The sequence below is a fragment of the Thermobaculum sp. T2p genome (genome assembly GCF_059335935.1).
Genome location: NZ_JANZYQ010000001.1, coordinates 12,670 through 33,469, shown reverse-complemented (window position 1 = coordinate 33,469; position 20,800 = coordinate 12,670). Strand labels below are relative to the sequence as shown.

Below are 20,800 nucleotides of genomic sequence, written 5' to 3'. Positions count from 1 at the left end.
GGCCTACAGCAGACCATCGATGATCAGCTCGTACGCCAGGTGGGCTTTATCCGCGCCCCGGAACTCGAATTCATAACACTCACTGCCAGCGCACACTATCAACCTGCTAGTGGTGAACAGCTTGGGTGAGAAGAACGTCCCACTGTCATCCTCGGAGGCCACCCGCGTGATCTTGGAGAACGGGATGCTAACTATGGCCTTGCGCCGACCCAAGAAAGCCTTGTCGTAGAACACCAAGCGCTTGTCGGTGATTGCCACGAAGCCCGTGCCTCCACCCTTCATATCGAACACCGCCCGCAGCTGCTCGTAGGGACGTATGAAGCGAGATATCTTCTCGACCTGTTCCTTCTTGTCGTATACCACCTCGGTATCTTGTGTGCCAGAAGAGGCTTGTATGTCATGCATTGGCCTACCTCCACAAATCAAGGTTAGGCTAAAGGATACACCACGCACGAGGCCAGGACAAGGTGCTCTACTCTTGACCAAAGCCTCTGTGGACCTGCCTACGAAAACCAAGAGGCCACAGCACAGTTTAGCCGGCAACCCGAATTACTTGACCGTTTTCCCTTGATCCTCACCATAGGTATTGAAATCGGATGGATCCTTGTGCGCCAGCTTCAGGAGGTAGTCCACCTTGGCCTCTAGCCTGTCGTCGGAATCCCTTGACTGAGAGGAACCTACGTAGTAGGCAGCGGCCAACACCAACACCTGGAACAACAACTGCATCCACTCACTCTTGTAGTTCTCGTAGGATTGGCTCAGCCAATATATCACAAAACCGTCCCTCCCCCAGTAGGGCGTGGGCTGGTTGTGCATCTGTTGCTGGGAAACCCAGTCGAGTCGCGAGGTCACGAAATGGACGAGCTCGGAGAAGACCCAGAACGCTCCATAGATCACGGCCACTCCCCTAGCGTAGCGATGCATGCCGGGCAGACGAGTCAGCAGGAAATAGATAGCTATGATAACCGCCACGTCTCCCAGCACCGTCAAGAGAGCAGCCACAACCAAGCCGACAGTAAACATGCCCCACTCCTTTCAGCTGCTTGCTCCATGCGATCGCACTGGAAGAAGCAAGAAGTGGACCAAGGTCGCTATTTGGGGCCCGGGAGCTGTTTTCCCCGGGCCCCAACTCTAGCTCACCTTGCCCAGCGGCGTACGCCGTACCCTACTCCAGCAGCCGCAATTCCCAACAGCATCAGGGCCACGATCGGAGCCTTGGGTAACGGTCCGTGAGTAGCCATGCCGCCACCCCCGGTGGTTGGAGGCTTCTCGGGAGTCTGCTCCTCCGACCTAATAGGCTGACCCGAAGCAGATAGCACCCACCAAACTTTGTTCAGACCTTGGCCATTGACATCGCCGGGCTTCTTGTCGCCGGCAAAGTAGTACAAAGGCATACCATTGACAGTCACCTGCTTGCTGCCGTCCTTGCGAGTGGTCAAGCCCAACTTGGCGTTCACTCCTGCACCAGCCGTAGGCTGGCCTGACTCCAGGATCAACGGCGGCCAGGCCTGCGCACAAGACCCATAGCATGTACTCTCGTTGGGCTTGTCAGGCACGAACATATAGAGCGTCATACCCTTGGAGTCCGTCAGTATATTCCCATACTCCTCATTATGCATGACCTTCACTGTGACCCCAGATTGCGCCCCAGCGTACGTCGAGAAAATCAGCACCAAGCATAGACCAAGCAGCACCGCTAAAGACCGTAACATAGGATAACCTCCTCCCTAATTCTTCACCCTTGCATACGAACTGAGGAGGCCAAATGGATGTATCTAACTTTCTCGAAAGTCCATAAGTAGCCCAGATGTCCCTGGAGCATCACCCGAAACGGCCGGTTATGTAGCTCTCGGTCTCAGGGCGCGAGGGCATCGAGAAAAGCTTATCCGTGGCGTCCATTTCCCACAACTCCCCAGGATCCCCTTGCCTGCGGATCAAGAACAGCCCAGTGTAGTCGGAGATGCGAGCTGCCTGCTGGAGGTTGTGTGTCACTATCACGATGGTGTACTTCTGCTTGAGCTCGGTTATGGTGTCCTCTATCTTCTGTGTGGATATGGGGTCCAGGGAGCTCGTGGGCTCATCCATCAGGATGACGTCGGGCTCGACCGCCAGCGCCCGAGCGATGCAGAGCCTCTGTTGTTGTCCACCAGATAGGGCAGTGGCAGGCTTGTGTAGGCTGTCCTTCACCTCCTCCCACAAGGCAGCCTGCCGCAGGCTGCTCTCCACCCTCTCCTGTAGGAGGGTTTTACTCCGCACTCCCGTCAGCCTGAGGCCCGCGGCGACGTTATCGAAGATGGACATCGTAGGAAACGGGTTGGGTCGCTGAAACACCATACCCACACGGCGCCTGAGAGCCACGGGATCAACCTCTGGTGAGTATATGTCCTGCTCGCCAAACAGCACCCTGCCCTCGACGCGCCCTCCGGGCACCAGCTCGTGCATCCTGTTGAGGGTGCGCAGGAAGGTGCTCTTCCCGCAGCCACTTGGACCTATGAAGGCCGTCACCCGTTGCTTCCATATAGTGAGCGTCACATCTTTGATGGCCAGCCGGGAGCCGTACCAAGCGGAGACCTTATCAGCTACCATCGCTGCCTGGGTGGGTGCTTCCTGAGAAGATACACCTTTGTGCCATACGCTTACGGTTCTGTTGTTAGCGTTACCTTCCAATGCCTTCCCCCTATCTTGACTTAGCAGATATTACCCTAGCCAGGACGTTGAGCAGCAGCACGATAGCTACGAGTGTAAGGGCTGCTGCCCAGGCTAGGTTCCAGTTGACCTCGTAGGGCGAAGTCGCATACACGTAGATCTGTAACGGCAGTGCGCTCATAGGCTGCGAAGGATCGAACGTCAGGAAGGGTGTGCCGAAGGCCGTGAAGAGCAATGGAGCCGTTTCGCCACTGGCCCTAGCTATGCCTAGCAGGGCCCCAGTAACTATAGGCGCCCTTGCTGCCGGCAGCACCACTCGCAGCACGCTTCGCCATCTAGTGATGCCTAGGGCATACGCAGCCTCCCTGATATCCATCGGCACCATCCTCAGCGCATCCTCGGTGGTCCTGACTACGACCGGGAGGATCAGGATCGACAGGGCCACGCTGCCCGCAAAGGCTGAGAAATGCCCCATGGCGGTTACGATCAAGGAGTAGGCAAAGATACCAGCCGCGATGGATGGTATGCCAGCCAGGCTGTCGCTCAGAAAGCGCACGGCACGTGCAAAAGCTCCCGTGCCGTACTCCCCCAAGTAAATACCCGTGAGCACTCCTAAGGGCACCGCCATCAAAGAGGCCATCCCCACGATGATGAGCGTGCCGACTATGCCGTTCAACATACCGCCCCCTGGAGACCCCAAGGGTTGTGGGTTCTGAGTAAAGAACTCCCAGCTCAAAGCTGGGATACCCCTGATCCCGAGGTAGAGCAATATCAACACCAGGGGGAGTATAGCCAACATTGCAGACAGGCAGATCAAGCCCCTGGCCATCGAATCTGTTAGCCTGCGCCTGAAAGATAACTTGAACACCATCTACATCCCCCTTGACCTGTTCATGCTGTGGATCAGCACCTGTGCACCCATGTTCACCAGCAGAGTGATCATGAACAGCAAGAGAGCTATGGCCACGAGCGAGGCCCGCAGCGCCCCAGTCGATTCATTGAACTGGCTGGCTATGATGGAGGCCATCGTGGAAGCAGGCGCAAACAACGAGGCCTTGATCTGGGGGTTGTTCCCGATCAGCATGGTGGTAGCTATCGTCTCGCCGAAGGCACGCCCCAGCCCTAGGATCAACGCTCCCACTATGCCCGACCTTGCGTAGGGCAACACTACCCTATATATGGTCTCCCATCTGGTCGCACCCAAAGCTAGCATACCCTCACGCTGGGCTTGTGGCACCGCAGAGATGACATCCTTGGAGACCGCAGCCACCGTGGGGAGGATCATCACGCCCAGCACAATGCCGGCCGTCAGCATGCCCACCCCATAAGGAGCTCCATCGAAGAGCGGGAGGAATCCAAGCGCATCCCCTAGTTTGGGCTGCACCGTGTGTGCCATCCACGGTACCACCACCTGCAGCCCCCAGAAGCCGTACACGACGCTGGGGATAGCTGCTAGAAGCTCAGCTATGTAGGCCAGAGGTGTTCTCAGCCACTTGGGAGCCAGCTCCGTTAGAAACACCGCCATACCTATACCAACTATGCCCCCTATTATGAGGGCTATTGCTGAGCTCACCACCGTGCCGTAGATGAAGGGCAGAGCCCCGAACTCCTTGCGAGTACGGCTCCATTCTGTACCCAGAAGGAACCCCCACCCGTAACGTGCAAATGCGGGGTAGGCCTGCCGAGCCAGCTCTAGGATGAACAACAAGGTAATTATCAAGATGGTCAGCGCTGCTAAGAAGACGATCGCGCTGAAGATGAAATCCCCTGATAACCTAAGGTTCCTAGACCTAGTGATACCCCTCACATCTTCACGTATCCCTACAGCCACTCCATTACCTCCTCAAATGCAGCACGGGAAGTACGTCCTAGGACGTACTTCCCGCTGGAGCACTTCATGTACTCTACTTGACCTGCCCTAGGTTCTGTTGTGCCAGCTGCTGTGCGCTCTGTGGCAGCGGCGCATAGTTGAGCTTCTTGGCCACAGACTCCTGAGCATCGGTCACGATCCAGTTCATCAGCTCCTTGATGGCACCGGCCTTGTTGGAGTCCGAGTACTGCTTCCATACTATTGCCCAGGTGTAACCAGCTATCGGGTAGCTCTTGGCGCCCGGAGCGTTGACGATCGAGAAGTTCTCTGGGCTAACCTTCGGGAACTGGCCGGCAGCGGCAGTGGCGGCAGCTAGCGTGGGCTCCACGAACTTGCCTGCCTTGTTCTGCAGGTAAGCGTAGTCCATCTTGCTCTCCAGCACGTACGCCAGCTCAACGTAGCCAATAGAGCCCGGAGTGTTGCGGATCTGCGAGGCCACACCTGAGTTGCCCTGGGCACCCAAACCTACAGGCCAATCGACCTCCTTGCTGGTGCCGGGGCCATCCTTCCACTCCTTGCTGATGTGCGAGAGATAGTCGGTGAATATATAGGTCGAACCGCTACTATCGGATCGATGCACCACCACGATGTCCCTGTCGGGGAGCTTGACGCCTGGGTTGGCCTTGGCTATCTCGGGATCGTTCCACTTGGTGATCTTGCCTAGGAATATGCCCGCAAGAGCGTCCTGCGTGAGCTTGAGGCCTTTGTCCACTCCTGGGACGTTGTACGCGATCGCGATGGCACCCAGGGCCACAGGAAACTCCACCACCTCACCGTTGGCCTGCTTGGCAGCGGCAAGCTCGTCCTCGTTCATGGGCACGTCGCTGGCCGCGAAATCGACGGTCTGCGCGGTGAACTGCTCGATGCCGCCACCGCTACCGATCGCTTGGTAGTTCACCTTGATGTTGGGATGCTGCTTGGAGTACTCCTGGAAGGCGTTGGAGAAGAACGGAGCGACGAAGGTCGAGCCCGCACCGGTGAGCGACACGTTCCCGCTGACCCCGCCAGAACCCGAAGACTCCGTTGGAGTCGGCATCATCTCCGGGGTCGGGCTGGCAGCAGGAGAGGCCGAAGGACTAGCAGCCGCGGTGGGAGAGGCGGACGGACTAGCAGCCGCTTGCGTGGGGCTAGGGCTAGGACTACTAGCCGAGGCGCTGGGAGAAGGGCTTGCAGCGGAAGGGCTTGGGCTGCTTGCTCCCGCACTCGCCGAGGGACTTGGACTACTGGTTCCTTGCGTTGGAGTACTGTTCTGGGAACCACAAGCCGCAGTGAAAAGAACAATGAAGCTCAACACCACACCGATTAGAGAAAGACGTCTATACAAACCAGCTAACATATTACCTCCATACGTAATTTCTGCTTGGGAGATTCGCCTCCCTTTACCCACACCCAATTTACAGGCCAATATTAATGGGGAGATTAAGATAACCTGAAGCAGTGATAAACAGCATCTGAATTTGCTAAACACACAGCGCCTTTATAGGCCCCAAAGATTAAGAGGACATTAAGTAGATAGGGCCGGGGCGATATGCCCCGGCCCTCGCACCAAGAAAGATGCAGGAGGGGATAGTGTTATCTACGCTTGTAGTACTGCCTGGCGAGCTCGAAGAAGTGATCCGCCCGCACGATCTCGTACTCGGGTCCAAGCGCCGAGAGGGTGTTGACCAGATCCGTCGGGGTGACGTTCCAGGCTAGCACCCCGATCGAGAGGAACAGCGGGGATGTACCATCCCACCCTGCGGATTCCTCCCGAATAGCTTGCAGCACATCTGCAGCATTCCCCGTGCCGCGGACCGTGCCCTGGGGTGTGGTGCCATCGAGTAGCCGCATCGCCGTGTGTGGTTCCCAGTTGAGCATGATACCCTCGGGCCTCACATCCTCGATGTATGCTCGTCGTTCGGATGCTGACAGCTCCACCGACGCCCCGTTCACCCTGTTGAGCACGTACACGGTGTTCATCCCCAGACGATGCATGTATCTATAAGTGGCGTGCGTATATATATGAAAGGTATCATCAGGCCAGGGAGTGGGGTTGATGTAGCCCGCACCAGAGGGCCCAGCCATGAGGAGATCGTTATCGGTGGCCGTGCGCAGGTAATAGCCAATGATCGTCGGCGCGGCCTCGAACAGTATAGGGTTGACCGTCCAGTTGATGGGGATCTTGCCCCTGTTGGGGTCATCCCAGAGCTGTCGCATCCTGTGCTGGTCGTACTGGATGTTATCTCCCTCAGACATCACGAGCGCGACGTAGATCTTGTTTGCAAGCTTAGGTCTGGCAGGAGCACGACGAGGAGGCATAGGGGCCTGCACGCCACCAAACACCGTGCCGTTGTCGAAGAAGTCCGCGGCCAGCACATACACGCTGTGCTCAGAGCAAAGCTGCGTGCCGCTGAACTCACCAGCAACGTCCTGCGCAAACCACCCCATATAGGGCGTGTAGGGTTTGACGTCGTTCATGATCCTCACGAACAGCTCTCTTTCAGCCTCGACGTTCGGGTCGAGCCAGAACACCATCGTGCGCGCAGCTACTATGTAGTCCCTGAACCGCGGGAAAGGCAGTAGCTCATCCGAAGTGGGTGGAGTGGTGCTCGTGGCAGACACCTTGTACTCGTTCCACATCTCCACGCGCGCAGTGAGCGATGTGGTGCCTTGTGGCGGTACGAATCGGTACACGAAGTAGCGGGTACCGTCCGCAAAGCGGTGGCTACCATCGCGTGAGGAGCCATCGGAGTCGTACAGGTACTCGGCCTCGGCGTCGGTGAAGGGTTCGAAGTCGGCGATCGTTTGCCCGTCGGCAACGACCGTGACGTGCTGGACCGAGGGCCCCCAGCCATCGTCCGTGAAGGCATCGTCGAAGCGTAGGTATACTGCTTCACCTCCCAGGAAGGGCGTGAGGTCAAACTCGTACACACCCCGGTTGGATGAGTCGTGCACGTGCCCACCTACCTGCGCCAGGGTCGTGTAGTAGGGAGGAATGCCAGGCGGCAGGCTCTTCTTCTGAGAAGGACTTATACCTGTTAGCACGTCGTGGTTGCAGTGCGGCCAGAGGTGCTCGTACTGCCACTCATAGGCTTCTATCCTGCTGGCAAACCTCCCTCTCAGATCGTCGATGATCGGTAGGTTGTAGGGCTCTCCAGAGAGCACCTGCGCCAGCTGAGGAGAGGCAACCACGGCACGGCGCAACCCGGCCAGCGTAGTCGCCACGTTGATGGTATCCATCATATCCGGATCGTATACTATTACCCCTCGGGCCTTTGAGCTGTGCCTGTGGATTATCTCCCAGGGATCGGTGTACTCCGTGTAGGGCACACCCAGCGTATCGATCCAGGCATGGTTGGGCTCGTTTGTGGGAAACCATACGTAGATCGCCGGCCTTTCCTGAGCCACCGCACCCTGTAGAGTGGTGAGCACCAGCTGCACGTCGGGATCAAGATCGGTAGCATCGATATAGTCAAGATGATGCGGCCGCTTGAAGCTTGGTAGTTCCCTGGACCTAACCCAAGGACCATGGTGTCGGTCATGGGCCATAACCGGGCCTTGACCTCCCACGGAGAGCGCCAGGAGCCCAGCCCCCGCTGCTCCACCTACCTGCAAGAACCTTCGGCGCGTCATTTCATAAGGCATAACTCATCTCCTTCATATTTTTGTGCACCAACCCTGTGGTGCCCCGTGCTTGTCACGGGTTCGGTGCCTCAATATTGGGAGATTCGACCACCACCTCCTCCTCTTCGATCGCCACCGCTGCCTTGTCCCGCCAGCGAGCATCGGGATCGGGTACCGGCACAGAGGCCAGCAGCGTACGAGTGTACGGGTGCTGGGGGCGTAGCAGCACGTCGTCCACCCTGCCGCTCTCGACTATGCTGCCCTTGTGCATCACCATGATCTCGCCACCGACGTAGTAAGAGGTCGACAAGTCATGGGTGATGAACAGTGTGGTCATCCCGTACTTATCCCGGAAATCTATCAGCAGGTTGAGGAAGGACACCCGCACCGCCGCGTCGAGCATCGACACAGGTTCGTCGGCGATGATGAAGCGCGGCTGCAGCATATGCACGCGTGCAAGCATCACCCTCTGACGCTGCCCCCCCGACAGCTGGTGGGGATAACGCCCAAGAACATCCTCCGGACGCAGATCCACCGCTCGCAGCGACCTCTCTATGATCTCCAGTCCCTGCGACCTGTTCTTGGCAAGCCCGAACTTCTTGATGGGCTTCCATAGAACCCTATCCACTCTGTAGAAAGGATTGAATATTCCGTAAGGGTCCTGGAACACGGGCTGGACCATGCGCAGGAACTCCGCTCGATCTTTACGTCCCATGCCGTACACGTCCTTGCCGTTGAACAGCACTGTCCCGCTAGTGGGTTTCTGAAGACCTAAGATGATGCGAGCCAGAGTGCTCTTGCCGCTGCCGCTCTGCCCCACAAGGTTGATGATCTGTGGAGGGTTATCTGTGAGCGAGAAGGTCACATCGTTGACCGCAACGAGCTTGCCGCCCGTGGAGCGAAAGGCCGCCCCACGGAACTCCTGGGTCACGTGCTGCACCTCGATCTTGTGTTCATGCTCTTGCCTCATGCTTACCTCCAGTCACTTGCTGCTCGTTGTACAAGTGGCAGGCCACTACCGGCGGCACCTTGTGGCCGTTCACCAGGGGCAACAACGGCGGCTCCTGGTGTCGGCATACGTCCATAACGTAGGGACATCTAGGATGAAAGCGGCAGCCGCTGGGCCAGGCCAGAGGGCTGGGGGCGTTACCTCCTATGCCCGTGAGCCTCTTTCTCTCACCACCGATCTTGGGAATCGAGGCGATGAGCCCTTGGGTGTAAGGATGCTTGGGGTCCTTGAATATCTGGTGAACGTCGCTCACCTCCACGATCTTACCCGCGTACATGACAGCGACCCTATCGGCTAGCTCGGCGTGCACAGCCATGTCGTGCGTCACCAGGATCACCGTCATGCCGAACTCATCGCGCAACGATGCCAGCGTCTGGATCACCACGCGCTGGATGTGCACATCGAGCGCAGTCGTGGGCTCATCGGCGACCACGAGGTCGGAGTTGAGCGCCACGGACATAGCAATGATCACCCTCTGCTTCATGCCGCCCGAGAGCTCGTGGGGATACATGCGCGCCACGTGGGGATCCAATCCCACCTGCTCCAGCAGGCTTGGCACCATCTCCCTGGCCTTCCTATCGGGAATGTCACTATGCTGGGTGATGACGTCTACGAACTGGTCCTCGATCTTCATCACCGGGTTGAGCGAGTTCATCGAGCCCTGAGGAAGGTACGATAGGTTCCGCCAACGATATTCCCTCACCTGTGAGTCACTCAGCTGCATGAGGTCCACAGGAGATCCCTCCCGAGGGTGAAAGACGACGCTGCCGCCAGCTATGAATCCAGGGGGCTTGGTGAGCCTCAGCAGGGCGGTGGTGAGCGTGCTCTTGCCCGAGCCCGACTCGCCAGCTATCCCCAGGATCTCCCCCCTGCGCACCTCCAGGTCCACGCCGTCCACCGCTCTGGAGATCCCTGCGACGGTGCGGTAATAGACCCTCAGGTCACGCACCTCCAGCAGCGGCTTGCCCCCCGTGCTGCTGATCCGTTCTCTAGCTATGGATTCCTGCGTCATACAAACTACCTCTCCCTCTAAGCTCCCGCCACCTTACGCAGGCGCGGGTTGTACGTCTCCTCAAGTCCTATGTTGATCAAGTTCACCGCGAAGAACAGCATGCCGAGGATGAAGATGGGGGTGACGAACAGTGGCCACATCCCCAGGCTCAGCGTGCCCCAGCCTATCGCCCAGTTGAGCATCAAGCCCAGGTCTATAACGTTGCTGGGGCCTAATCCTATAACCTCGAGGCCTACCAAGGCGAAGATCGAGCCCAGCACCGCGTTGGCAAAGCCCACAGCGATGAACGGCAACAGGTTGGGCACGAGCTCCTGGAAGATGATCTCCAGATCACCCATGTTGTTGACCTTCGCCAGCTCCACGTAGGGCCTGGTGCGCAGGCTGAGCACCTGCGAGCGGATGACGCGCGCCGCCAGCGCCCAGCTGAATATCGCCAGGATCAGGCCGATCGTGAAGAGGTTGAGGTTGGTCGCGTACGCCGAGAGCACTATCAGGATGGGGAGGCTGGGCACCACCAGGAACATGTCCGCCACACCAGAGAGGATGCTGTCCACCCTCCCACCCTTGTATCCCGCAAGGAAGGCGACGAACACGCCTATGAACGTTGAGATCAAACCAGCCACCGCGCCCACCTGCAGGGAGGCCGATAGCCCCTTGACCGCCAGCGCCAAGATGTCGCGGCCGTAGCGATCTGTGCCCAACCAATTGGTCCTGTTGGGCAGCTGCCAGGGCATGTAGGCCGCGGTCTCTATTGGGTCCTTACCTCGGCCTATCATGCGCACGATGGGCTCGTTGAGCAATGCCACGACCACGAAGAACAGGATGATCAGCAGCCCTATCTTGAGCTTGTTGCTGCTGTTCCATATCGCCCTCACACCGCGCATCTCTCTACCTCCAGTACTTCACTCTGGGGTCTATCGCCGGCAGCAGCAGGTCCAGTATGAGGTTGGCGGTGAGCACCCCAAATATAGCCAGGATCACTATCCCCATCATCGTGTTGTAGTCGAGCTGGGCAGTGGCCTGGACAAATAGGTTGCCCACACCAGGGTAGTTGAACAGCTGCTCAACGAGCACGTTCCCGTTGAAGATACTACCCAGGCCGATGCCGAGGCCGATCACCTGTGGGAGCCAGCAGTTGCGCAGCGCGTACCTTGTCAGAATGTATCCCGGCCTGAGCCCCTTGGCCTCGGCGAACGTCAGGAAGTCCTCTCCCAGCATCGGCACGATGAGCATGCGCGTGCTAACCATCCAGTTGGCCACACCTATCACGATGATGGAGAGCGAGGGGAGTATGGCGTGCTTGATCACGCTGGTGATGAACTCCGGCGTGAGACCTATCCTATAGCCTGGGTCGTAGGCTGCGGTGGACGGCAGCCAGCCCAGTCTGTAGGAAAGCAGGAACACCAGGATCAGCGCGACGAAGTAGTACGGGATGTGCGAGAAGGCGATCGCCAGGTAGGTCACGAAGCCCGAGACCGGCTTGTCGCGCCTCCAGCCAAGGATCGCCCCCAGCACCACCCCTATGATCCACATGATCACGGTCGAGACCCCCAGCAGCCCTATGGTCCAGGGCAGCGCTCGGGCTATCACCACCTGAGCGGGGTTGGGGTAGTTGATCAGCGATGGACCGAAGTTCTGGTGCAGCACCAGCTGGTCCATGTAGCGTACGTACTGCTCTAGGAGGCTGCCGTTGAGACCGAAGGCTTCTTTATAGTACTGCACGGTGGCCTCGCTAGCGTGCACGCTGTAGTTCTGCTGAGCGGTCTGTAGGTTCTGTATGTAGGCATCTATTGGGTTCCCTGGAATCATCCTGAAGAAGAAGAAGGTGATCGTTATAGCTCCCCACAGCGTCAGCAGGTATACTCCAAAACGCCTTATAGCGTATGCTGCCAGAGGATGGTTGATCACGAACTTGCGATATGCTGAGATAAGCCCTAGTTCTCTGGTCGTGGCTGCCTGCGCCATAGACACTACTCCTTCTAGACATAGCTGGGAGCGAGGTAGTCCTCGCTCCCATGATCGACTTAGGACTTGCTAGCCGGCTTGAGGTTGCCTATCACGAACATAAACTGACCCCACCACTCTAGGGGCACGGTGTACACGTTGTCATCGGTCGGCCATCCCGTCCAGTAGGTGGTGTTATAGATCTTAGGATAGGTAGTCTGGATAATCGGGATGACCGGCAGCAGTTGGTAGAACCTCTCAAGCGCCTGATCATATAGCGGCTTGTTCTTCGGATCGTCGGGATTGGCGTTGTTGAGCTTGAGGATCAGCTCCTGGAACTTCTGGTCCTTGATCCTCACCTGATCCGAAGAGGCGTCCTTGCCGATCGGCTTGTACTGTCGGTTGTCGAACTGAGAATAGAACTGTGCGGGATCGAACAGCTCGCCGCATATCCACAGCGACAACAGGTCGTACTGTCCCTTGCTCTGCTTGTCGCTGAAGACGCTACCAGAGAGGGAGCGCACGCTCGACTTGATCCCGATCTTCTGCAGCTCCTGTGAGAGCAGCTGACCTATCACATACTCCGGTTGTCCCACAGGCGAGGGCGTTATGATGTTTATCTCCACCTGCTTACCCTGGTACATGCGCTTGCCGCTGGACTCCTTCTTGGCGCCCAACTCATCGAAGAGTTGCTCAGCCTTCTTAGGATCGTACGTCAGCTGGTACTTGGAGGCTATGGAGTCGTTGGACCACTTCTTGTTGGACTCGTAGTCCGCCCAAGGATACTGTGCCGGCGGGGTGGGCACGAACCACACGGCCGTGCCTATCTTCTGCCTATCTATAAGGTAGGAGATCGCCCAACGTGCCCGCGGGTCCGACAGCAGCGGCTTAGTTGGGTCGCAGTTGACGTGTATACCGCGTGGGCATGGGTCGCGGAACTTGGTAGTGATTATGATGTTCTGGTACCCACCGTTCTTGACCGCCATCGCATGCGTGTAGTCGAACGAAGCCACATCTACCGTGCCCCTCTTGAACTCCTGAACCTCCGAGTCCGGCACGGGCGCCGTGCGGTACACCACGTACTGCGGAGCCGGGTCAAACTCGTCCTTGTTCCAGTAGTTGGGGTTCTTCTTCCACACGAACATCAGCTGCGAGGGTATAGCCCTGTCTAGAACGTAGGGGCCAGTGAACACTGGAGGATTGTTCTTGAAGGTCTTGGGGTTGTGCTTGGACCATATATGCTTGGGCACCACTATGAAGGAGCCGATGATGCCGCAGATGAAACGCTGATGGTAGCGAGGATTCGGCTTGGTGAGCTTGATCACCACTGTATGCTCGTCAGGAGTCTCAACGCTGTCAAACTCCTTGATGCCGCTGCCAAACAGCGCCGGATCCTGCTGGATCTCTAGGCTGTACTTGACATCCTCGGAAGTGAAGGGCTGACCGTCGTTCCACCTCACCTTGGGGTTGAGGGTGAGCGTTAACTCAGAGTAGTCGGAGTTGTACTTCCACTCCTTGCCCAGCCAGGGCTTGATCTCCCCTGTCGGCAGCCAGTAGAAGAGGTTCTCCACTAATATCTGCTGTGCACCCCCGTTGTACTGCCAACCGTTGGGAATGAACGGGTTGAAGCTATCGAAGATCGTGAATATCGCTTGATCTACAACCACCGTCTGCTCTCTAGGAGTCGGAATCGTACCACCTCGTTGAGGTTGCTGAGGCGGCGCCTCCTCAGCCTGCTTACCCCCAGCCGTAGGTGTAACTCCCGGAGTGGCCCCTGGCGAAGGACAAGTGGTGCACGCCGTCGAGCTCGGGCTTGGACTACTGGCTGAGGCTGGCGGGGTGCTTGCGGCCGGAGCCTGTGAGCTTGCCGGCGTTGGAGTGTTCTGGGCACCACCTCCACAGGCGCTCAATAACGGACCAGCGGCCAACAACCCCCCGGATGCCAACAACGCCTCTATCAGCTGCCTGCGCGTCAGCGTCGGGTCATTGGGACTTCGGACTTCGTCTGCCTTGGACATAAGCCACACCTCTCCTACTCATCTGAGATCTAAGACATCGTTTTAGCGATGTGGCATTATATTAGAGCAGATTATTTCCAGTGTCAATATATTAATTTATATGAAGCATAAGCATATAATACTCAGGCCTTGATAGTATTAACACGTGTATTAGGGAGGGTAATAGGTTAACACTAATAAGTTGCTAACTGGGATAGTATAATCTGTGTTAACAAAGTGTTCGGATGGAGCTTATATTAATATGGAAGATGGCACCCCAAGATACTACAAGATAAAGCGGATCCTCCAAGAAGAGCTAGAGAGTGGGCGCTTCAAGCCCGGCGATAGGTTTCTAACGGAGAAGGAGCTGAGGGAGCGCTTCAAGGTCAGCGCCACCACCGCCGTCAGGGTCCTCAACGACCTCGAGCGCGAGGGCTACCTGGTGCGCAAACAAGGCAAGGGCACCTTCGTCGCCGAGAGGCAGGTGCCCAAAGCCGAGCCCGCACCCCTCCCACAGGTCACGCCCAACGGCAGGCTCATCGCCTGCGTCTTCTCGCAGATCGGGGGCGGTCACGTCGTGGAGGTCATCCGAGGCGTTGAGGCCGTGTGCCATCGCTCCGACTACCACATGATCCTCTTCGACTCCTCCGGCTCATCCGAGAGGGAGGCGATGAACCTCCGGAGGGCCAGGGAGGCAGGCGCTGGAGGCATTATCCTGTTCCCAACCGACGGTGATCAGAACCAGGGGATCGTAGAGGAGTACGTCCGCCAGGGGTTCCCAGTCGTCATGGTCGACAGATACTACCCGGCGGTGGCCACCGACATCGTGGTCCCCGACAACTTCGGCATAGGCTACCGCCTGACAAAGCACCTGATAGATCGCGGTCACAAATATATCGCCACCATCTGGGGTGAGACGAACTGTACCAGTGTCCGCGACCGCATGGCGGGGTACAAGGATGCCCTGCTGCGCCACAACGTACCGATCGTACCAGAGATCTCCCGCCTCTTCTGCTACGAGCGCCTGCGACCCGAGGAGCGCTACGACCTGCTGCGCACATGGCTCAATGCCCCATACAGACCCTCGGTGTTCGTGGGCGTCAACGGCTACGTGGCCACCATGGTGGCCACCGACCTGGCCACGATCGGCGTCCACGTGGGCGAGGAGGTGGAGATAGCCGGCATGGACCAAGTTGGGCCCTATACCCCCATGCCTATTATGTCAACCAACGCTATCCTGCCCTCCAGGGAGATGGGCATCTCGGCGGCAGAGATCCTCATAGAAAGGCTTAGGGAGCCCCAGGAAAATCGCCAGTTCAGGTACGTGGTGCTGCCGGTGGAGATCTCCGCCAACGAGAGGTCGGCAGTGAAGATCATCGGCACAGCCCCCAAGGGTGTGTGAGCCCTGGACTAGAGAGCTGTACATCCTACTCGCCTCCTGGTAATATGGGACCAAATATGTCCCGTATCGGGAGTTGGGAGTAGGAATATGCAGGCAAGACCTAGGATCATTCCTCATCTATGGTTCGACAAAGAGGCTTTGGAGGCGGCGGAGTTCTACACTTCTCTATTCCCGCAGTCGCGCACGCTGCACGTAGGCACCATCCATGATACGCCCTCGGGGGATACCGAGATCGTCGTGTTCGAGCTCGCCGGGCAGACGTTCCAGGCAATCAGCGCAGGTCCCTTGTTCAAGTTCAACCCCTCGGTATCCTTCATGGTAAACTTCGATCCCTCCAGAGACCCACAAGCTCGGGAGCACCTGGATGCCATCTGGGAAGCGCTGGCAGACGGTGGTCAGGTGCTGATGCCCCTGGATGAGTACCCTTTCAGCAAGCGCTACGGTTGGGTACAGGATCGCTACGGAGTATCCTGGCAACTGATACTCTCCAATCCGGAGGGTGATCCTAGGCCTTATATAGCGCCCTGCCTGTTGTTCACCGGCCAGGTGGCGGGCAAGGCGGAAGAGGCTGGAGCCTTCTACAGGGAGGTGTTCCCGAGTTCGGAGGAGGGGCAGCTAGTACGCCAGCCAGCGGGCACGGAGCATGAGGGCACGGTGATGTTCTCGGATTTTCGCCTGGGAGATACTTGGTTTGCGGCCATGGATAGCTTCTACAACCACGGCTTCGGCTTCAACGAAGCCCTGTCGTTCGTCGTGGAGTGCCAATCCCAGCAGGAGGTTGACCACTACTGGGAGGGGCTCTCAGCAGATGGAGGCAAGCAGGGTCCCTGCGGGTGGCTCACGGACAAGTACGGCCTGTGCTGGCAAGTGGTGCCGGCCGAGCTCTTTGAGATGCTGGAGGATCCCGACGAGGAGCGGGTGGCAAGGGTCACCCAAGCGTTCCTTGGCATGTCCAAGCTGGAGATCGAGGAGCTGCGGAGGGCATACTCCGGTAGCTAGCAGGGAAGGAGGAGCGGGATGCAGCTGGACGTCACCGAGAGCGAGGTTAGGCAGCTGTTGAGCATGGAAGAGCTCATCCCCGTCCTGGAGCGGGCGCTGGCCGCGTTCTCCACCGGCAAGGTGGTGCAGCCCACGCGGGTGGCGGTGCCGATCACCGACCACGAGGCCTACATGTGGGCTATGCCCGCCTATACGGGCTCGGCCCTGGGCATCAAGCTGGTCACCCTCTATCCTCAGAACAAGGATATACCTACCCACCACGCGGTAGTTATACTGTTCCGCCCCGAGACCGGCGAGCCACTTCTCACCATGGACGGCACGTACATCACCGAGACCCGAACGGCAGCGGTCTCGGCCGTTGCCACGCAGTACCTGGCACGAGAAGATGCCTCCGTACTGGCGATAATCGGTGCGGGGGTGCAGGCCCGCAGCCATCTGGAAGCGCTCAGGCTGGTACGCCACTTCCGGGAGGTACGGGTGTGGAGTCCGCGCACCGCCCCCGAGTTCGCTCGTCGGCACGGGGTGACCGCCGCGGCATCCGCGGAGGAGGCCGTGCGCGGGGCCGACGTGATAGTCACAGCCACAACCTCCCGCACGCCCGTGCTCCAAGGCGAATGGCTCTCCCCTGGAGCCCACATCAACGCCGTGGGAGCTCCCAGGCCAGATTGGCGGGAGCTAGATGACGAGGTGCTCCGCAGGGCGCGCATCTACGTGGACTCCTCCGAGGCCGCCATGAGGGAATCGGGCGACGTCATCGCCGCCGGCCATTTCTTTGCCGAGCTCGGGGAGGTGATCGCTGGCACCAAGCCCGGCAGACAGTCCCGGGATGAGATCACCCTGTTCAAGTCGCTCGGGATGGCCGTGGAGGACGTGACCGCCGCGGAGCTGGTGTACAGCAAGAAGAGGCAATCATAACTATCTAGGCCCGATCACCGCCTCATGACACGCACGAGCAACAGAAAGGCCGCCAGCGCTATCAGCAGCACGATCGGAAGCACGAACAGCATATCGCCGCTGGTCACACGACACCCCCAAGCTGTTTGATCATCGATGCCGGCACACAGACCTCGATCGTACAGTCCATCAGAAGCAGCTAGCGCAATCGCACCCGGAAGCCCCGGAACAGATCGCCGCTGCCGATGCGCACTGTCCAAGCCCCACGGGACAACAGAAGGCAAATCCGCCGAAGCAACAGGCAGCAAACAGCACGCACAGCAGGTCGCCAGCGAGGCATTGCCTGCATGAGATGCAACAGTCCATGGGCTGCAGCGACTGCGAGTTCGACTGCCAATGCCCCTTCCAGAGCGCGGAGTAGTCCGCGTGGGTGCTTCTGAGGTGGCTGTCCGGCACCTGCTGTACCCTACCGTCCTTGAACACCAGGACCACCCTCTCACCATCGGCGCGCCAATACATCGCCAGAGGCTTCTTACCTGCTGGGTACACTATGATGGCCCGAGTCTTAGGATCCGACAGGACCGCGCACCTGACATGCTGCTTCCCAAAGCGTATGGAGAAGGCCTTGGAAACCCTCCAAGCCCAACCCAGCTTCCTATCCAGCTCCTTGGAGAGCTCGCCCACATCGGAGCTGGCCGCCGCGGCATGTATGATGCTCCTTGCATCTTCGCCCCTGAGGGGCTCCAGATCCGGTATCTGCCTGTTGTTCCGGGCGAAAGCAGCACCAGGCATGCCCGCTAACCCCAGCAGACCAACAGCTAGCTTCGAGCTCTGAACTAGGAACTCTCGCCTGGACCTACCACTGACCCGGCCACCAAGAGACCAAAGGGAGCTCACAACGAGCAAGGACCTATAAGGGCCGAGCACCTGCAACAGACGCAGACGCATCCTCGCTCCGGTCAACACTCTCGTAGCCTGACCATCGGTCTCCAGTAGAGCGGGCTCCCATCGGCGCAGAGGCTTGACCTTATCTAGCAGGGCCACCATCTCCGGATCCCACAGACAGACTACGCACCTGCAGCTTGCCGCCGCTCGTCTGCTCCAAGCTTGCAGCCAGTGCCGAGCAAAGGCCACAGCCGGAATCATATAGTAGGTAACGCTCCATTACTATTCCCTCCTTGGATGATCCGTCGCCATCAGGGTAATAAAGATATATTAATAATGCATTAAGCATGGGTTATCGGAGATCTAATGCGATATTAGGGTCATCTAAGACGCATCGAGGTAAAAACCAGTACTATGTTAGATGGTGAGCCACAGGCTTTTTTGGAGGACATGATGCCTTGTCTACAATATCTCTCCCTAGTGACCATAAAGCTTGTCGTACTGCTTGTAAACAACTATTGCAATATAGGATTGATCTATATATAATCTAAGATATATCTCTTTCTATCCTTAAAATAATTCCTTACAGAGGAGGGGGCTATGAGCAAATACTTACCCAGATCATGGTTATCTATCTTGAATGCCGTCTTGGGGGTAGCTATTGTCTTAGGACTATCGCTGCTTGCTATAGGTAAAGCCAATGCCGACCACTCATACCCTGGTGGCAATTTCCATCTATGGTCCATCCACTATGATGGAGTCGGGGGGGGGTGAGCATGCGTGTGCCCAAAGCGATGTGGGCGACGGCATAGTCACCCACAACTACGTGCAGGCCAGAATAATCAACACCCTGCGCTACGACAACCCCCAACTGGATTGGCATCAGAGAACTGGTACCAACCACCTGCACTTCCAGATGGAGGACAGATATTGTGATCAGCTTACCTCCACCGAGATCCAAGATATCGAGCTCAGATATAGAGTCAAGACCGATGCCGACGCCCAAAGCGTTTGCGCATCTTATGGCTACGAGTATGCTACAGAATGCGCTATAGACCTTGGTCCAGTTTACATCGGTAATCACACCGATAGTCGAGCATATAGAATCATCCACTCCAGAAGCACCATCTACGACAACGACGGCACAGAATGGTACAGAAGACACATGGTGAGCCACGAGACCGGCCACGCCATGGGACTAGCGGATCCCCCACCCTGTTATGACCGCAGCGTGATGCACACCCCCTACCCCTACTGCTCAGGGAACTATGCCTATAGGTACCCCACCGACTGGGACAGGGATACCGTATGGACGCTGATCAACAAACCCTAGGAGAAGAAGATGCGGGCTGTAGCTTCTTACAAGAGATCTGGTATCTGGATGACTATCACACTAGCTGCCATCGCTGCGGTCGTGTGGACATTGGCTGTCCACAGAATAACCAGCGGGCACGACGAGGTGGCTAGAACCAACTCCATCCTGATTACATCCAACAGGGACACGCTCCGTATATGCGTGCAGTCCTACCACCCCCAGGTCACCAACGAGCAGCTTAGATCCACAGTAGGTAAGGCCTTGAATCTCGTGCAAACTCATCCAGACTTCGAAAGGTCGGGACTGGGAGCGCAGGCCCCAGTAGTAGATATAGGTTGTCCAGGACCGGCAAGAGCCGGCATGCCAGGCTTTGATTGGGAGGACGGTATGGCTCCGGAATCTTCAGCACTAGTAGAAACTCCCAGTAACTATAGGACCTTCGTGTTCGTTGTATCTAGCGAGAGGCTCCTGCTGCCCAATGGTACAACCTTCTGGAGAACCCCTCAAGAGCTCTACTGCTATGAGGGCAGATGCGGCGAGGTCACCACAGCCCTCTACCTGACACCTGAGGAGCTGGATATGGTGGATCTGGTCTCCCTCAGGTTGGCAGATACCTTGGGATTATGGGTCGACTGGCACACTATGCAGATGCAGAGCACAGCAGATAAGGAGGTAACAAGATGAGGTTCGTAAGGCTAATGTTGGCACTAGTGATAGCTCTGGTGGCTTTCGCTCCCGCCACAGCCCAACAAGAGGAGCGCTATAAGATCACCATAGAGCTCACCCTCTACGGCGATGTGCCTCAGGGCGAGACCTTCTTCTACGCTCAGGATTATCCTGGTAGACCTGGTACTCGTCCCTGGCCATTTGTGTTCTGTGGAGGGGATAGTGGCATAGAATGCCGTGGCCACGGCACGGTGTACCGAGATAGCAGCTTGGTGTTCGCTAGCGCGCTCGAGAGGTGGAATAAGGTACAGTACATCTTTGGTCGCAACTCCCAGTCAAGCCAACCTAATTATGATAACAAAGATCTAGGGGGACTGGGCTACCTACCAAATATATACCCTAACATGGAGATCGTGCATGCATGCATAGGCGATTGCCAACAAGTCATCACTGGCGACACAACCTTTAGGGCCTGGTACAGGTTCCCCGAGGCACATGAGGATTCCATGCCCAAGATGCCCCAAACAGGTGCCGGGGGGATGGCAGGCAGGTAGTTGA

General features: G+C 57.7%; 21 protein-coding genes. 7 read left to right on the top strand and 14 right to left on the bottom strand.

The genetic code is table 11. From position 1 onward, the window contains the following. Positions 1–3 precede the first annotated feature (3 nt). The 7 genes from N2245_RS00190 to pstS form a co-directional block, all read right to left on the bottom strand. A complete protein-coding gene (locus N2245_RS00190) occupies positions 4–405 on the bottom strand; it encodes a PH domain-containing protein (protein WP_494534718.1) in 402 nt (133 codons plus the stop codon). 144 nt (positions 406–549) lie between these two features. Further along, a complete protein-coding gene (locus N2245_RS00185; RefSeq protein WP_494534717.1) occupies positions 550–1,023 on the bottom strand; it encodes a hypothetical protein in 474 nt (157 codons plus the stop codon). A 113-nt stretch (positions 1,024–1,136) separates the two neighbouring features. Then, the gene (locus N2245_RS00180) at positions 1,137–1,712 is read right to left on the bottom strand and encodes a COG4315 family predicted lipoprotein (RefSeq protein WP_494534716.1); all 576 of its coding nucleotides are present in this window, start codon (positions 1,710–1,712) and stop codon (positions 1,137–1,139) included. A 109-nt stretch (positions 1,713–1,821) separates the two neighbouring features. After that, complete coding sequence (gene pstB / locus N2245_RS00175) at positions 1,822–2,586, bottom strand: phosphate ABC transporter ATP-binding protein PstB (RefSeq protein WP_494534774.1); 765 nt, start codon at positions 2,584–2,586, stop codon at positions 1,822–1,824. A gap of 91 nt (positions 2,587–2,677) precedes the next feature. Continuing rightward, positions 2,678–3,517: a phosphate ABC transporter permease PstA gene (pstA, locus tag N2245_RS00170; RefSeq protein ID WP_494534715.1), complete on the bottom strand. Its 840-nt coding sequence runs from the start codon at positions 3,515–3,517 to the stop codon at positions 2,678–2,680. Next, positions 3,518–4,477 carry a phosphate ABC transporter permease subunit PstC gene (pstC, locus tag N2245_RS00165; RefSeq protein WP_494534714.1) on the bottom strand — a complete coding sequence of 320 codons (960 nt, stop codon included), beginning with the start codon at positions 4,475–4,477 and terminating at the stop codon, positions 3,518–3,520. Positions 4,478–4,550: 73 nt separating this feature from the next. After that, positions 4,551–5,504: a phosphate ABC transporter substrate-binding protein PstS gene (pstS, locus tag N2245_RS00160; RefSeq protein WP_494534713.1), complete on the bottom strand. Its 954-nt coding sequence runs from the start codon at positions 5,502–5,504 to the stop codon at positions 4,551–4,553. On the opposite strand from pstS, the gene N2245_RS00155 reads away from it, so the two are divergent. After that, positions 5,494–5,949, top strand: a complete 456-nt coding sequence (locus tag N2245_RS00155) for a hypothetical protein (RefSeq protein WP_494534712.1) — start codon at positions 5,494–5,496, stop codon at positions 5,947–5,949. The two genes, pstS and N2245_RS00155, sit on opposite strands and share 11 nt — an antisense overlap. A gap of 139 nt (positions 5,950–6,088) precedes the next feature. Here N2245_RS00155 and N2245_RS00150 read toward each other — a convergent pair whose 3' ends face one another. From N2245_RS00150 to N2245_RS00125, 6 genes are read right to left on the bottom strand one after another with little or no spacing between them, the layout of a single operon-like run. Next, positions 6,089–8,140 (bottom strand): GxGYxYP domain-containing protein, encoded by a 2,052-nt coding sequence (locus N2245_RS00150; RefSeq protein ID WP_494534711.1) that lies wholly within the window; start codon positions 8,138–8,140, stop codon positions 6,089–6,091. 52 nt (positions 8,141–8,192) lie between these two features. Next, the gene (locus N2245_RS00145; protein ID WP_494534710.1) at positions 8,193–9,089 is read right to left on the bottom strand and encodes an ABC transporter ATP-binding protein; all 897 of its coding nucleotides are present in this window, start codon (positions 9,087–9,089) and stop codon (positions 8,193–8,195) included. After that, positions 9,073–10,140 carry an ABC transporter ATP-binding protein gene (locus N2245_RS00140; protein ID WP_494534709.1) on the bottom strand — a complete coding sequence of 356 codons (1,068 nt, stop codon included), beginning with the start codon at positions 10,138–10,140 and terminating at the stop codon, positions 9,073–9,075. The genes N2245_RS00145 and N2245_RS00140 overlap by 17 nt, the downstream gene beginning before the upstream one ends. A 17-nt stretch (positions 10,141–10,157) precedes the next feature. Beyond that, complete coding sequence (locus tag N2245_RS00135; RefSeq protein WP_494534708.1) at positions 10,158–11,024, bottom strand: ABC transporter permease; 867 nt, start codon at positions 11,022–11,024, stop codon at positions 10,158–10,160. A gap of 4 nt (positions 11,025–11,028) precedes the next feature. Further along, a complete protein-coding gene (locus N2245_RS00130) occupies positions 11,029–12,105 on the bottom strand; it encodes an ABC transporter permease (RefSeq protein WP_494534707.1) in 1,077 nt (358 codons plus the stop codon). 59 nt (positions 12,106–12,164) lie between these two features. Further along, positions 12,165–14,102 carry an ABC transporter substrate-binding protein gene (locus tag N2245_RS00125; RefSeq protein WP_494534706.1) on the bottom strand — a complete coding sequence of 646 codons (1,938 nt, stop codon included), beginning with the start codon at positions 14,100–14,102 and terminating at the stop codon, positions 12,165–12,167. Between the two features lie 205 nt (positions 14,103–14,307). Here N2245_RS00125 and N2245_RS00120 point away from each other — a divergent pair, with 205 nt between their 5' ends. The 3 genes from N2245_RS00120 (at position 14,308) to N2245_RS00110 (ending at position 17,397) form a co-directional block, all read left to right on the top strand. After that, positions 14,308–15,483, top strand: a complete 1,176-nt coding sequence (locus N2245_RS00120; protein ID WP_494534705.1) for a GntR family transcriptional regulator — start codon at positions 14,308–14,310, stop codon at positions 15,481–15,483. 87 nt (positions 15,484–15,570) lie between these two features. Beyond that, positions 15,571–16,482, top strand: a complete 912-nt coding sequence (locus N2245_RS00115) for a VOC family protein (protein ID WP_494534704.1) — start codon at positions 15,571–15,573, stop codon at positions 16,480–16,482. Between the two features lie 18 nt (positions 16,483–16,500). Beyond that, the gene (locus N2245_RS00110; protein ID WP_494534703.1) at positions 16,501–17,397 is read left to right on the top strand and encodes an ornithine cyclodeaminase family protein; all 897 of its coding nucleotides are present in this window, start codon (positions 16,501–16,503) and stop codon (positions 17,395–17,397) included. 168 nt (positions 17,398–17,565) lie between these two features. On the opposite strand, the gene N2245_RS00105 is transcribed toward N2245_RS00110, so the two are convergent. Next, complete coding sequence (locus N2245_RS00105; RefSeq protein ID WP_494534702.1) at positions 17,566–18,522, bottom strand: hypothetical protein; 957 nt, start codon at positions 18,520–18,522, stop codon at positions 17,566–17,568. Between the two features lie 439 nt (positions 18,523–18,961). Here N2245_RS00105 and N2245_RS00100 point away from each other — a divergent pair, with 439 nt between their 5' ends. From N2245_RS00100 to N2245_RS00090, 3 genes are read left to right on the top strand one after another with little or no spacing between them, the layout of a single operon-like run. After that, a complete protein-coding gene (locus N2245_RS00100; RefSeq protein WP_494534701.1) occupies positions 18,962–19,594 on the top strand; it encodes a hypothetical protein in 633 nt (210 codons plus the stop codon). A 9-nt stretch (positions 19,595–19,603) separates the two neighbouring features. Continuing rightward, entirely contained in the window at positions 19,604–20,260 is a 657-nt protein-coding gene (locus tag N2245_RS00095) for a hypothetical protein (protein ID WP_494534700.1), read from the top strand. Then, positions 20,257–20,796 (top strand): hypothetical protein, encoded by a 540-nt coding sequence (locus N2245_RS00090; RefSeq protein ID WP_494534699.1) that lies wholly within the window; start codon positions 20,257–20,259, stop codon positions 20,794–20,796. The genes N2245_RS00095 and N2245_RS00090 overlap by 4 nt, the downstream gene beginning before the upstream one ends. Positions 20,797–20,800: the final 4 nt, after the last annotated feature.